This window comes from Pseudactinotalea sp. Z1748 (genome assembly GCF_049725185.1).
Classification (GTDB): domain Bacteria; phylum Actinomycetota; class Actinomycetes; order Actinomycetales; family Beutenbergiaceae; genus CALKWS01.
On the sequence record NZ_JBMPQB010000008.1, the window covers coordinates 12,591 to 25,481 of the forward strand.

The window sequence follows — 12,891 nt, forward strand, 5'->3', positions numbered from 1 at the left end:
TGCTCCGGCAGGCTCACCTGCCCCGACAGAGAGGCCCGGATGACTGAGGATCGCGCGCCCGCAGACGTGCTCCGGGCCGCACTGGCCGCAGCGACCGACACCCGGGTCCTGACCGCGGGCACGGACGTGCTGGGACGCACCGGTTCGGTGTTCGCCGAGGCCTTCGGCACACCCACCGGGTCGCCATCGGCGCAACTGATCGCCGACGGGAACACCTGGGCCGTGGCCGGGGAGCAGGTCGGTGCTGCGCTTCGCCAGGTCGGGGTGGAGGTGGGCGAGCCGCTCATCTTCCCGGCCGTCCCCACGGTGTACGCCTCCTACGACAACGTCGAACAGATCCGGGAGCACCTGCGCACCCGGGACGGCGTACCGGTGGTGATCGGCTCGGGCACCCTGAACGACCTGGTCAAACTGGCCGCGTGGGAACTGGAGCGGGAGTACCTGGTGGTGGCCACCGCCGCCTCGATGGACGGCTACGCCGCCTACGGCGCCTCCATCACCAAGGACGGCTTCAAGATCACCCGATACTGCCCGGCACCGGCGGCGATCGTGGCCGACTACGGACTCCTAGCCGCCGCCCCGGGCCGGCTGACCGCCACCGGTGTGGGTGACCTGGTGGAGAAGATCCCGGCCGGCGGGGACTGGATCCTGGCGGATGCCTTGGGTATCGAGGCGATCGACGACGACGTGTGGCACCTGGTGCAGGGCCCGCTGCGGGCCTCGATCGCGCACCCGGAACTGATCGCCGCCGGTGACCCGGGGGCGATCAGGGGGCTCTCGGAGGGGTTGTTGATGTCCGGCCTGGCGATGCAGGCGCACCAGTCCTCCCGGCCGGCCTCCGGCGCCGGACATCAGTTCTCCCACCTGTGGGAGATGGAAGGGCTCGGCCTCGATGAGGAGCCCCCGCTCTCCCACGGGATGAAGGTGGGGTTGGGCACCATCTCCCTGTGCGCGCTGTACGAGGTGGCCCTGAACCGGGATCTGGCGACCCTGGACGTCGAGGCGGCCGTGGCGGCCTGGCCGACCTGGGAACAGATGGAGGCGCGGGTGCGCGGGGCCGAGTTGCCGCCGGAGGTCACCGAGGCGGCCGTGGAACAGTCGCGGCTGAAGTACCTGGCGGCGCCGGAGCTGCGGGCTCGACTGGAGCGCCTGCGGGACCTGTGGCCCGGGCTCGCCCAGCGCCTGCGGGCCCAACTGCTGCCCGCGGCCGACATCCAGCACCGCCTGGCGACGGTCGGCGCGATCACCCACCCGAGCCAGATCGGGGTGGATGAGGCCCGCTTCCGGGCCACCTATGTGCGCGCGCAGATGATCCGCAGCCGCTACACCCTGCTCGATGTGCTGCTGGAGGCGAACCTGCTGGAGGAGTGCGTAGCCGACCTGTTCGCCCCCGGCGGTTTCTGGGGCTCCCAACCGTGGCGGGCGCCCGGGGAACTCACGAACTGACCGCGTCAGCCTCCTCCTGGGCGGCCAGAACGGCCTGGGCGGCGGCGAACCGGGCGATGGGCACCCGGTAGGGGGAGCAGGAGACGTAGTCCAGCCCGATCCGGTTGAACAGGTCGATCGAGGCCGGGTCCCCACCGTGCTCACCGCACACCCCCAACTTCAGTCCCGCCTTGGCGGCCCTGCCCTTGGTGGCACCGATGCGCACGAGTTCGCCCACGCCGTCGGCGTCGATCGTGGCGAACGGGTTCTCCGGCACGATCCCGCCCTCCTCATAGGCCGCCAGGAAGGAGCCCTCGGCGTCATCACGGGAGATGCCGATCCCGGTCTGGGTAAGGTCGTTGGTGCCGAAGGAGAAGAAGTCGGCGTGCTCGGCGATCTCATCGGCGGTCACCGCCGCCCGTGGCAGTTCGATCATGGTGCCCACGCTGATGTCCAAGTCCGCCCCGGCCGCGGAGAGTTCCTCCGCCACGGTCTCGGTGACGATCGCGCGCATCCGGCGCAGCTCCTCGGCGAAGGCCACCAGCGGCACCATGATCTCCACCACCGGCTCCCCGCCGCCCGCCCGCACGGCCAGGGCGGCGCGCACGATGGCGCGCACCTGCATCCGGGCGATCTCGGGGTACAGCAGTGCCAGGCGCACCCCGCGGGTGCCCAGCATCGGGTTCATCTCCGTGAGCGAGCGCACCTGCCCCAGCAGCCGTCTGGCCCGGGCCAACTCGGCGGCGTTGTCATCGCCGCTCAGCTCCAGGCGCTGGACGGTCAGGGCCTGGGTGACCAGATCCGGCAGGAACTCGTGCAGCGGGGGGTCCAGCAACCGGATCGTGACCGGCAGGTGGGACATCGCCGAGAGGATCTCGGTGAAGTCGTCCTGCTGCATCGGCAGCAACGCCTCCAGCGCCTGCGCACGCTCGGAATCGTCGGCGGCCAGGATCATCGCCCGCACCGCGGGCAGGCGGTCCTCGGCCATGAACATGTGCTCGGTGCGGCACAACCCGATGCCCTCGGCGCCGAACTCCCGGGCCTTGGCCGCGTCGGCACCGGTGTCGGCGTTGGCGCGCACCCCCAACGTCCGGATCTCATCGGCCCAGCCCACGATCGTGGCGAAGTCCTCACCCAGTTGCGGTGGCACCAGGTCCAGCGCCCCGGCGAAGACCTCACCGGTGGACCCGTCCAGGGTGATCAGATCACCCTCGTGCAGCACCACATCCCCTACGGCCAGGGTGCCGGCGTCGGTGTCGATGCGGATCTGCCCGGCCCCGGCCACGCACGGTTTGCCCATCCCACGGGCCACGACCGCCGCGTGGGAGGTCATCCCCCCGTGTGCGGTGAGCACACCTTGCGCGGCGAGGGTGCCGGCGATGTCGTCGGGGGTGGTCTCCCAGCGCACCAGCACCACCGGGGTGCCGGCCTTGCCGCGCTGCTCGGCCACATCGGAGTCGAACACGATCTGGCCCACGGCCGCCCCGGGGGAGGCGTTCAGCCCGCGGGTGAGCACCTCGCGGTGGGCGCCGGGGTCGATCGCCGGGTGCAGAAGCTGGTCCAGGTGGGCCGGTTCGATGCGGCGCAGCGCCTCGGCGCGGTCGATCACGCCGTCGGCCTCCAGGTCCCGGACCACTTTGAGCGCCGCTGCCGCGGTGCGCTTACCGCTGCGGGTCTGCAGCAGGTACAACGACCCTTCCTCCACGGTGAACTCGATGTCCTGCATGTCGCCGTAGTGGACCTCCAGGCGGTTCATCGTCTCCACCAACTGCGCGAACGCCTCGGGCAGCACCTCCTCCATCTGGGCCAGCGGCAGCGGTGTGCGGATCCCGGCGACCACGTCCTCCCCCTGGGCGTTCAGCAGGAACTCCCCGTAGAGTTCCTTGGCGCCGGTGGAGGGGTTGCGGGTGAAGCACACCCCGGTGGCGGAAGTGTCGCCGCGGTTGCCGAACACCATCTGCATCACGTTCACCGCGGTGCCCAGGTCGTCGGGGATCCGGTGCGCCCTGCGGTACACCCCGGCGCGCGGGTTCTGCCAGGAGGCGAACACCGCCTCGATGGCCCGTTCGAGCTGGGTGTGCGGGTCGGTGGGTAGGTCGGTGCCGATGTGCTCGGCCGAGACCCCCTTGAACGTCTGCACCAACTCGCGCAGGTCCGCGGTGGTCAGATCGGTGTCGTTGTGCACGCCCCGGTTGCGCTTCATCGCGCTCAGGGCGTCCTCGTAGGCATGCGCCGGCACCCCCTCGACCACCTCGCCGTACATCTGCAGGAACCGGCGGTAGGAGTCCCAGGCGAACCGCGGGTCGTCGGCCTCGGCACCCAGGGCCTCCACGGTGTCATCGGAGATCCCCAGATTCAGGATGGTGTCCATCATCCCCGGCATCGAGACCACCGCCCCCGAACGCACCGACACCAGCAGCGGGCGCTGCGACCCGCCCAGGGTGCGGCCGGTGCGTTCCTCCAGGGACGCCAGCGAGGCGCGGATCTGTTCGGCCAGCCCATCGGGCCACTGTCCGCCGGCCCGGGTGGCCGCCACGCAGGCGGTGGTGGTGACGGTGAACCCGTCCGGCACCGGGATACCCAGGTTGAGCATCTCCGAGGCGTTGGCACCCTTGCCGCCGAGCAAGTCCTTCAGGTGCGCCCCGCCCTCGGCGAGGTCGTAGACGTAGCGGTTTGCGTCGTCCTCGGCCCTGCCCTGATCGGAGCCGCCCGCCCGGGAGGCTTCCTGGACCCCGGTTGCCCCCGGCTGGTTCTGGTTGGTCATCTGTTCCTCCTGCTCAACTGCCCGTCAGGGCCCGACGCCGGTTCTCCACGAGTTCGATCACCCGCACCGCGGCTTCTTCCAGCGCCAACTCGGTGGTGTCCACCACCGGGCAGCCGAGGCGCCGCTGGATCGCCTTGGCGTGGTCGAGTTCGTCGTAGATCGCCGCCAGGTCCGAGTACCCCTCGTTCACCCCGGAGGCCCCCATCGTGCGCAGCCGGCGCTGGCGGATGTGCAGCAGACGTTCGGGGTCGATGCTCAGCCCGACCACGTGCCAGGGGGTCACCTTGAACAACTCCTGCGGTGGCGCCACCCCGGCCACCAGCGGGATGTTCGCGGTCTTGTAGCCCAGGTATCCCAGGTACATCGACAGCGGGGTCTTGCCGGTGCGCGAGACGCCCACGAGCACGATGTCGGCCTCGGGCAGGGAGTCCGCGCGTTGGCCGTCGTCCAGGGCGATCGCGAACTCCATCGCCTGGATCTTCTTGAAGTAGTCGGCGTCTATGCCCACCGGGCGGATCTTGCGCCGCGGTGCGGTGCCGGTGACCCGTTCCATCGCCTGCATCGCCGGCAGCAGCAGGTCCACGTGGGAGATCCGGTGCTCATCGCACAGGTCATCGAGCAGGCTGCGCAGCCCGTCGTCGACGAGCGTGGAGAAGACCACCACGTTCTCCTCCGCACTGGTGATGTCGCGGAACGCTGCGCGCAGCACCGCGGAGGTGCGGATGCGCGGGTGGCGCACGATCCGGGTGTCGAAGTCCTCGTACTGCACACGTGTGGCCCGGGCCACACGTGCGGCGGTGTCCCCGGTTGAATCGGCCATCACGTGGATCGCGATCGGCACCTCGCTGACCATGGGCCTCACAGTACGGCCAGAACCTCGTCCGGGCTGCACCCATGGGGGAGTGGAACGGTTCAACGGATGGTCCGTCTTGCCCGCGCGGCCTCGTGGCTGCGATAGCGGTACCACTGCGGGGCCGGGGGCACCAGGAAAAGAACGACGACGAGGGCCGGGATGAGCACGGCCAGCGCGCTCTCCACGGTGGGCACCTCCACCACGGCCGGCAGGGCACTCAGCGCGGCCAGGCCGATCAGGATCACCAGCACCCAGCGGGCCCCGTTGGAGCCGCGGAAGGCGCCGACCGTCAACGCGCCGAAGACCAGGCCCATCGCGATGGCGAAGGCGCCGATGAGGCTGATCAGGATCGAGAAGCCGGTGTGGAACTCCGGGATCATGAACGGCAGCGAGACCAGCAGGTCCGCGGCCCGGCCCCGGACCACCAGCACCCCGATCCCCGTGACAAGGGAGGCGGCGCAGGCCAGCCACACCAGGATCGAGCCCAGCAGCACGGTGATCGGGCGGCGTGGCGGTGGGCCCTGAGGATGGTCAGCGGTGGTGTGCATGCCCTGATGGCCGGGTGGGGCGTAGGGGTACTGAGGTGGTGCCGGTTGCGTGCCGGGCTGGGCATAGCCCGGCTGGCCGTAGGGGTACTGAGGTGGTGCCGGTTGCGTGCCGGGCTGGGCATAGCCCGGCTGGCCGTAGGGGTACTGAGGTGGTGCCGGTTGCGTGCCGGGCTGGGCATAGCCCGGCTGGCCGTAGGCGGGGTGGATGCCCGGCTGACTGTGTGGGGACTGGCCGTAGGCGGGCTGGCCGTGGGCGGAGTGAGCGCCGGGCGGCGGGCTCTGTGCGGCGTCGCCGTCACCGCCCCGGGTGCCGGGGTGCCCGTAACCCGGTGGCGTTGCGTCGGGCTGGGCGGGCGGGTTCTGCTCGGGCCCGCCGGTCCACTGCCCGCCGTCGTGCTGCTGCGGGTATGGATTCGTCACGGTCCCCTCCACGCCGTCGTCCTCTCGGCCGCACCCAGCGAGGGGTGCTCCCGCGCCAGCCTAATCTCGGCGGGGTCGGTTCCGGGCTCATTCGGCAGCGCCGCAGGCAACTTTCCATGGCCGACGGCTACCTGCCCGGGGACGCTGGGTGGCCCGGTCGTGCTGGGCGCCCCGGGGGCGCGTCCCCTCCGGCGCCCCGGACGGCGCTGGATCTCGATCAGGTGGCGGTTCCACTGCCGCCGGGATGTCTGGTGCCGGTACCAGGCCGAGGCCGGCGGGAGTAGGAACAGCAGGATCACCACCGCTGGACCGAAGCCCACGAGCAGGCTCACCGGGTGCGGGTGGACGGCTCCGGCGAGCAGCGTCGGCAGCGACCAGAAGCCGAGCAAACCCACCAGCACCCACCGGCTTGCGTTCGACCCCTGGAAGGCGGCCACGGCCAGCAGTGCGAGGGTGAGCATCACCGCCATGGCGGCCAGGTACAGCGTGAGTTCCAGGATCCTGATACCGGTGCCGTGCGGGGGATGGCCGAAGAGGAACCGCGGCAGCAGTTCACGGACGAGCAGATCGTCGGTGGCCAGGGCCAGCACGCCCACACCGAGCCCCAGGGCGCCGGCCACCCACATCAACGCAGCGGCGATGGTCACGGCGAGCGGTCGCCGTGGTGGCGGCGCCGCGCCCCCGGGCCGTACCCCACCCGGTGGGTGGTGCCCACCGGGCGCCCCGGGTGGATGGTGGCCAAGGTGCGGATTCGGCATCGGCTGCTCCCGCCGTCGTCCTCCGGGAGCACGCGCGCCCCACCGGAGGGAGGGACCTGACGAAGCCCGACGGTACGAACCGCACCGGCCACCCCGCCCGCGCCTCACCCGGCCATGTGGACAACGAAGAGCGGGGCCACCCGTTGTGGATGTACCCCGCCGGGGGATCAGTCTCTGTCCGGTGCAGCCGGCCAGTCGGCGCAGCCGGCGCCGGAGGTGCGGGTCAGCGCCGGAAAGGGGCCGACGACGGCGGCTCGGTGCCGTAGCTCGTCGCGGGCCCGTGCGGCCCACCCCTTGGTCCACCGGGGCCACCGGCGGCGCCACCGTAGCGGCCGCCGTCACGACCCGCGGTCTGCGGGCGTTGACGCTGGAGGTACCACTGCCGGGAGGAGGTGACGTGGAACAGGATCACGGCGACACCGGTCCAGGAGGCGGCGATGAGGGAGAGCAGTTCACCGGCGAGCAGCAGGATCGAGATCGCCAGCACGAAGACGATGCCCATCACCGTCACCCCCCAGACCGCTGCCCGGGAGCCCCGGAAGGCGAGCACCGCCAGCAGGAACACCACCGCGCCCCAGACCAGCGAGACCACCCCCGCCGCGGTCATGATCGGCGACAGGTAGGGCAGCGCCTCGCGCAACAGCGCCAGGAAATCGGCCGCCTGCGAGGGGTGCACCCCCACATCGACCAGCCCCTGCTCACCACCGGCGATCAGGTCCGCGATCATCGCCAGCAGGGAATCCCGCGCCATCAGCAGCACCGCCCCACCCACGATCGGCAACAGCGCGCCGAACCAGGTCATGAGCGAGGCGGCCGCGACCGTGCCGGGTCGGTGGGTCTGTTCAGCCGCGTTGCCGGGGTGTCCTTCGGTGATCGAGCCCATCCAGGAGTTCAGCGGGTGTAGTTGCCGGGGTTGAACTGGGTGGTCTTGCGGGCGTTGTACCAGTCCCGCGACTTCGGGGCCAGGAACAGCCCCACCGACAGGCCCACCCAGATGATGGAGATGAGAGCGAGCGCGTTGCCGTCGAAGAGGTTGAACAGGCTGCCGGCGATGGCCAGGGCACCGAACACCACCAGCACCCAGCGGGCCCAGTTGGCACCACGGAAGGCGAAGATCGCCATCACCAGCACCAGCACACCCCACACGGCGGCGCCCACCCCAAAGATGGCGATGAACTGCAGCACCACGCCCTCGTCGGCGCTCAGGCCGAGATCGGCGGGGTCGAGCGCCTGGGCGAACATCAGCAGTAGCCCAAGGATGATCATGACCGCAGAGCCGATCCAGGCCAGCACCGCCCCGCCGGTGACCGTCCCGGGCCGGAAACTGCGGGAGCCTGCGGCCGAGCCAGCGGGACCGGAGCCGTAGGGGGCGCTCTGGGCGTACTGGGCGCTCTGGCCGTACTGGGCGCCCTGGCCCGCCTGCTGCGTGTACTGGCCCGGCTGCGACGGCTGCCCCGGCTGTGGCGGCTGGCCGGGTTGAGTGGGCTGGCCGTACTGCCCGGGCTGAGCCTGCGGCTGCTGGCCGTACTGATCAGGTTGCGGCGTACCGGATGGCGTGGTCATGGTGTCCTCCCTCGTCCGTGCGTCCATCATGACGCATTCGGGGCCAATCGTGTCGGATGAGTTCAGCGATACCGATGGGCAGATCTGCCCGGAGCAACACCGATCGGGCGCCCGTTCCGCGCTCACGCGCCCACCCGCCCGTTCCGCGCTCACGCGCCGGCCCGCACGGGCGTAGGGTCGGCACTGTGAGAGTCACCGAGGATCTGCTGGCGCAAGTGCGCGACGTCGCCGCCCCGGCCGCCTGGAGCACCGATCAGGCCACCCGGACCGCGATTGCCCATGACGCTTCGCACTACCTGCTCACCCCGCGTGCGGTGCACACCCCTCGCACGCTGGGCGAACTCACCGCCGTTCTGGCCCGCGCGAGCACCGCCGGGGTGCCGGTGACCTTCCGCGCGGGCGGCACCAGTCTGTCCGGGCAGGGCGTGGGCGATGGGGTGCTCATCGACGTGCGGCGCCACTTCGCCGGGTTCGACGTGCTCGACGACGGCGCCCGGGTGCGCTGCGAACCGGGGGTGCTGCTGCGCAAGGTCAACGCCGCGCTCATGCCGTACGGGCGCCGGCTGGGACCGGACCCGGCCAGTGAGATCGCCTGCACCATCGGGGGGGTGGTGGCCAACAACTCCTCCGGGATGACCAGCGGCTCGGCCGCCACGGCCTATCACACGATGGAATCCGCGGTGTTCGTACTCCCCTCGGGAACGGCGATCGACACCGCCGCCACGGACGCCGACGCCCGCCTGCGGGAGCAGGAACCAGCCCTGCACGCCGAACTTGCGCGGATCCGGGACACCATCCGCACCACCCCGGCGCTGCGCCGCACCGTCGAGCACCAATTCTCGATGAAGAACACCATGGGTTACGGGCTGAACGCCTTCCTGGACCACCACGAGCCGGTCCAGATCCTGGCGCACCTGATCGTCGGGTCCGAGGGCACCCTGGCCTACCTGGCCTCGGTGGTGCTGGCCACCGTGCCCGCCCACCCGCACGTGGCGACCTCGCTGCTGGTGTTCGACGACATCAACCGAGCCACGGACGCGTTGCCGGCGATCCTGGGCGCCGGCGCCCGGGCGGCCGAACTCATGGACGCCCGCGCGCTGCGGGTGGCCCAGCGACTTCCGGCGGCACCGGAGCCGATGCGCGGGATCGACGTGGATGCCCACACCGCCCTGCTGGTGGAACTGCAGGCCGAGCAGGAGACCGAACTGACCGAGCAGAGTCAGGACCTGCTCGCGGCACTGGCCGACGCCCGGCTGTCGATGCCGGCCGAACTCAGCCAGGACCGCGCCGCCCGCGCGGCTATGTGGACGGTGCGCAAGGGGCTCTACCCCGCGGTGGCCGGGGCGCGCCCACCCGGCACCACCAACCTGCTGGAGGACGTCGCCGTCCCCGCCGAACACCTGCGGTCCACCGTGGGCGACCTGGCGGAGTTGTTCGTGCGGCACGGGTATGACGACGCGGTCATCTTCGGCCACGCCCGCGACGCGAACCTGCACTTCATGATCAACCCGCGCTTGGACGATCCGGCGCAGGTGGACACCTACGCCGCTTTCACCGAGGACATGGTCGGGATGATCCTGGGCGCCGGCGGCACGCTGAAGGCCGAGCACGGCACCGGGCGGATCATGTCCGCCTACGTCGAGCGCCAGTTCGGCCCGGAGTTGTACGCCTTGATGCGCCGGATCAAGGCGGCCTGCGACCCCGCCGGCATCCTCGCCCCCGGGGTGGTGCTGAACGAGGACCCGCTGGCCCACCTCAAGCACCTGAAGACGATGCCCACCGCCCACCCGCTCGTGGACGCGTGCGTGGAGTGCGGGTTCTGTGAGCCGGTGTGCCCCTCCCGGGACGTCACCACCACCCCGCGCCAGCGCATCGTGCTGATGCGGGAGATGGCGGTGGCCGACCCCCAGCGCCGGGAGGAGTTGGCCAAGGCGTTCGAGTACCAGGCGGTGCAGACCTGCGCCGGGGACTCCATGTGCGTGACCGTGTGCCCGGTGGGCATCGACACCGGCGCGGTGATGAAGGGCATGCGCGCCGAGGCGGCACCCCCGGTGGCGCAACGGGCCGGACGGACGGCCGCGATGCACTGGGCGGGCACGACGACGGCGGTGCGGGCCGGCCTGGGCGTCGCCTCGGTGCTCCCTGGCGGAGTGCTCGCGGCGGGCAGCCGGGCGGTGCGCACCGCGGCGCCCCACGACCTGGTGCCCGAGGTGGGCAAGGACCTGCCCGGGCCCGGTACGAGACGCTCGGCGCTGCGCCTCGGCGCGGTGACCACACGTACCCCCGCGACTGGGGGTGCCACGGCTGACCAGGGGGCTGTTGGCGTCGTCCTCTTCCCCTCCTGTACCGGGGCGATGTTCGGCTCGGACTCACCCGGGGCCGCCCAGGCCTTCCTGGACCTGTGCGCCCGGGCCGGGGTGCACGTGCGGATCCCGGAGCAGATCGACTCCCTGTGCTGCACCGTGCCATGGACCTCCAAGGGCCTGACCGATGGCGCCCGGACCATGGCTGAGCAGGTGCGCCAGGTGCTCACCGAGGCGAGTGAGGGGGGCCGGTTGCCGGTGGTGACCGACGCGGCCTCGTGCACCCTGGGTCTGGTGGAGTCGGACTCTGGCCTGCAGGTGATGGATGCCCTGGCATTCGTGCGCGCCCACGTGCTGCCGAGGGTGCCGGTGGACCCCGGCCGGCGCCTGGCCTCGGTGGCGGTGCACCCCACGTGTGCCACCACCCACCTGGACGTCACCGATGACCTGCTCGCCCTGGCCCGCTCGGTGGCGCGGCAGGTGACCGTTCCGGTGAGTTGGGGGTGCTGCGGGTTCGCCGGTGACCGGGGCATGCTGCACCCCGAACTGACCGCTGGCGCCACCGCACCCCAGGTGGCCGAAATCGCTGCGGCCGAGGCCCGGCACGGTGTGTTCGATGCCTACATCTCCGCCAACCGCACCTGTGAGATGGGGATGAGCCGGGCCACCGGGCGCACCTATGAGCATGTGCTGGAAGTGCTGGCGCGCCTGGTCCACTGACCCGCTGCCGGACCTCACGAAATGAGGCGTTGCAGTGTCTACCGGACAACAGCGGGAGGAGGGGACGATGATGACCGAACACTTCCTGCCCGCCCGCGGCCCGTGGGATACCCGCGCGACCCTGACCACACTGGGCTACCACAGCATCCCCGGTGCACACCGCACCGACCCCGCGAGGGGGACTCACTCCCGGGTGCTGACGCTCGGTGGAGGCCACCACATCATCGAGCTGCGGCTCACCCCGGACGGCGTGCACTGGCGCGTGCCCGGCCGCGACCGGGCCGCCGGGGTGCCCGGAGAGAGTGCCCTGGAGCCACTGCTGCGCTGGTGGTTCGACCTGGACGCGAAGATCCAGTCCATCGACGCCCGCCTGCGCGGCGATCCACTGCTGGCGGGGCAGGTCGCGGACCGACCCGGCATCCGCATCACCCGTCATCCCGACGCGGCGTCCGGGGTCCTCACCACGATCCTCGGTCAGCAGGTGTCCCTGGCGGCCGGGCGCACCTTCGCCGGGAGGTTGGCGGCTGCCTACGGCGATGAGACCGCCGGCCTGCGGGCCTTCCCGACGCCCGCGCGGATCGCGGCGGTGGAGGCGGAGGACCTGCGGGCAGCGATCGGCCTGACCAGTGCGCGTGCCCGCACGCTACGGGAAGCCGCCGCGCTGCTGGCCGAGCAGCCGGCGCCTGCCGACGCGCCGCACCTGCTCGAGCAGGACGTGCTCACCCGGCTCGCCGACCTTCCCGGGATCGGCCCGTGGACCGTCTCCATCCTGGCGTTACGCGGTAGCGGCGACGGTGATGCGCTGCCGGCCTCCGACCTGGTGCTGCGCCGCAGCATGGGCGGTCTGCCGGCGCGCGAACTGCGGGTCGCGGCCGAGGCTTGGCGCCCATACCGCGGCTACGCCGTCGTGCGGCTGTGGGCACAAGCCGGCTACCGCGCGGGACGGCGGGAGGCCCGCGGAAGTGATTCCGGCTAGCGGGTGATGTCGCCGAGGTGGTGGATGACGTCGTGCAGGTGGTACTGGGCGAGGGTGACAGCGGTGAACTGCGCGCCGTCGGAGCGGCGGCCGGTGCGCTGCCACTGGTCCCGGGTCAGGTCCTGGTACCGCTGGGCGATGGCATCGGCGTGTTCGCGCGACTCCGCCAGGACCTGATCGGGATCCTCCTGGGCGTAGTTGCCCTCGATCGCGGCGGCGTCCTGGTCCCAGTTGGGGAACGTGGGGTCCTCCTCGGTCTGCATCAGCCCCAGGCGCTCGGTGAACACCCCGTGCACATCGCGCACGTGCGCTGCGTACTCCAGCGGTGACCACGTCTGAGCGTTCGGGCGCTGGGTCCACCAGTGGGCGTCGGTGCGCGCCCGCACCTCCTGCCATTGCCTGGCGTTGTCCCGCAGCATCTGGGGGATCAGCTCCGGCACCACGGTGCCCGCCTCGAGCCCGCACTCATCGCAAGGTTCGCGCAGCACCCAGGTCCAGTCCTTGGCATCGGGTTCGATGCTCATCGGTTCCTCACCTTCGCCAGTGCCGATCGCGGGCATG

10 protein-coding genes are annotated in these 12,891 nt (G+C 71.4%); 3 read left to right on the forward strand and 7 right to left on the reverse strand.

Features of this window, described 5'->3' with window-relative positions:
- Nucleotides 1-39: 39 nt before the first annotated feature.
- Nucleotides 40-1,446: a sn-glycerol-1-phosphate dehydrogenase gene (locus tag ACO0LU_RS15705; protein WP_424792292.1), complete on the forward strand. Its 1,407-nt coding sequence runs from the start codon at nucleotides 40-42 to the stop codon at nucleotides 1,444-1,446.
- Here the strand turns inward: ACO0LU_RS15705 and ppdK are convergent.
- The 6 genes from ppdK to ACO0LU_RS15735 form a co-directional block, all read right to left on the reverse strand.
- The gene (gene ppdK / locus ACO0LU_RS15710) at nucleotides 1,436-4,189 is read right to left on the reverse strand and encodes a pyruvate, phosphate dikinase (protein ID WP_424792293.1); all 2,754 of its coding nucleotides are present in this window, start codon (nucleotides 4,187-4,189) and stop codon (nucleotides 1,436-1,438) included. The genes ACO0LU_RS15705 and ppdK overlap by 11 nt on opposite strands.
- A gap of 13 nt (nucleotides 4,190-4,202) precedes the next feature.
- Nucleotides 4,203-5,042, reverse strand: a complete 840-nt coding sequence (locus ACO0LU_RS15715) for a pyruvate, water dikinase regulatory protein (RefSeq protein WP_424792294.1) — start codon at nucleotides 5,040-5,042, stop codon at nucleotides 4,203-4,205.
- 59 nt (nucleotides 5,043-5,101) lie between these two features.
- A complete protein-coding gene (locus ACO0LU_RS15720; protein WP_424792295.1) occupies nucleotides 5,102-6,010 on the reverse strand; it encodes a hypothetical protein in 909 nt (302 codons plus the stop codon).
- A complete protein-coding gene (locus ACO0LU_RS15725; RefSeq protein WP_424792296.1) occupies nucleotides 6,007-6,657 on the reverse strand; it encodes a hypothetical protein in 651 nt (216 codons plus the stop codon). Before ACO0LU_RS15725 ends, ACO0LU_RS15720 begins: the two co-directional genes overlap by 4 nt.
- Nucleotides 6,658-6,991: 334 nt before the next feature.
- The gene (locus ACO0LU_RS15730; protein ID WP_424792298.1) at nucleotides 6,992-7,651 is read right to left on the reverse strand and encodes a hypothetical protein; all 660 of its coding nucleotides are present in this window, start codon (nucleotides 7,649-7,651) and stop codon (nucleotides 6,992-6,994) included.
- Between the two features lie 8 nt (nucleotides 7,652-7,659).
- Complete coding sequence (locus ACO0LU_RS15735; RefSeq protein ID WP_424792299.1) at nucleotides 7,660-8,331, reverse strand: hypothetical protein; 672 nt, start codon at nucleotides 8,329-8,331, stop codon at nucleotides 7,660-7,662.
- Between the two features lie 185 nt (nucleotides 8,332-8,516).
- Here ACO0LU_RS15735 and ACO0LU_RS15740 point away from each other — a divergent pair, with 185 nt between their 5' ends.
- Together ACO0LU_RS15740 and ACO0LU_RS15745 are read left to right on the forward strand one after the other, a co-directional pair.
- Entirely contained in the window at nucleotides 8,517-11,354 is a 2,838-nt protein-coding gene (locus ACO0LU_RS15740) for an FAD-binding and (Fe-S)-binding domain-containing protein (protein WP_424792300.1), read from the forward strand.
- Between the two features lie 67 nt (nucleotides 11,355-11,421).
- Entirely contained in the window at nucleotides 11,422-12,330 is a 909-nt protein-coding gene (locus tag ACO0LU_RS15745) for a DNA-3-methyladenine glycosylase family protein (protein WP_424792301.1), read from the forward strand.
- Here ACO0LU_RS15745 and ACO0LU_RS15750 read toward each other — a convergent pair.
- On the reverse strand, nucleotides 12,327-12,854 hold the full coding sequence (locus ACO0LU_RS15750) for a DinB family protein (protein ID WP_424792302.1): 528 nt from the start codon (nucleotides 12,852-12,854) through the stop codon (nucleotides 12,327-12,329). The two genes, ACO0LU_RS15745 and ACO0LU_RS15750, sit on opposite strands and share 4 nt — an antisense overlap.
- Nucleotides 12,855-12,891 lie beyond the last annotated feature (37 nt).

Excerpts from the sequence above, each read along its gene's own strand:
- ACO0LU_RS15705 (WP_424792292.1), top strand. The coding sequence starts at position 40 with ATGACTGAGGATCGCGCGCCCGCAGACGTGCTCCGGGCCGCACTGGCC.
- ppdK (WP_424792293.1), bottom strand. The coding sequence starts at position 4,189 with ATGACCAACCAGAACCAGCCGGGGGCAACCGGGGTCCAGGAAGCCTCC.
- ACO0LU_RS15715 (WP_424792294.1), bottom strand. The coding sequence starts at position 5,042 with ATGGTCAGCGAGGTGCCGATCGCGATCCACGTGATGGCCGATTCAACC.
- ACO0LU_RS15730 (WP_424792298.1), bottom strand. The coding sequence starts at position 7,651 with ATGGGCTCGATCACCGAAGGACACCCCGGCAACGCGGCTGAACAGACC.
- ACO0LU_RS15735 (WP_424792299.1), bottom strand. The coding sequence starts at position 8,331 with ATGACCACGCCATCCGGTACGCCGCAACCTGATCAGTACGGCCAGCAG.
- ACO0LU_RS15745 (WP_424792301.1), top strand. The coding sequence starts at position 11,422 with ATGATGACCGAACACTTCCTGCCCGCCCGCGGCCCGTGGGATACCCGC.
- ACO0LU_RS15750 (WP_424792302.1), bottom strand. The coding sequence starts at position 12,854 with ATGAGCATCGAACCCGATGCCAAGGACTGGACCTGGGTGCTGCGCGAA.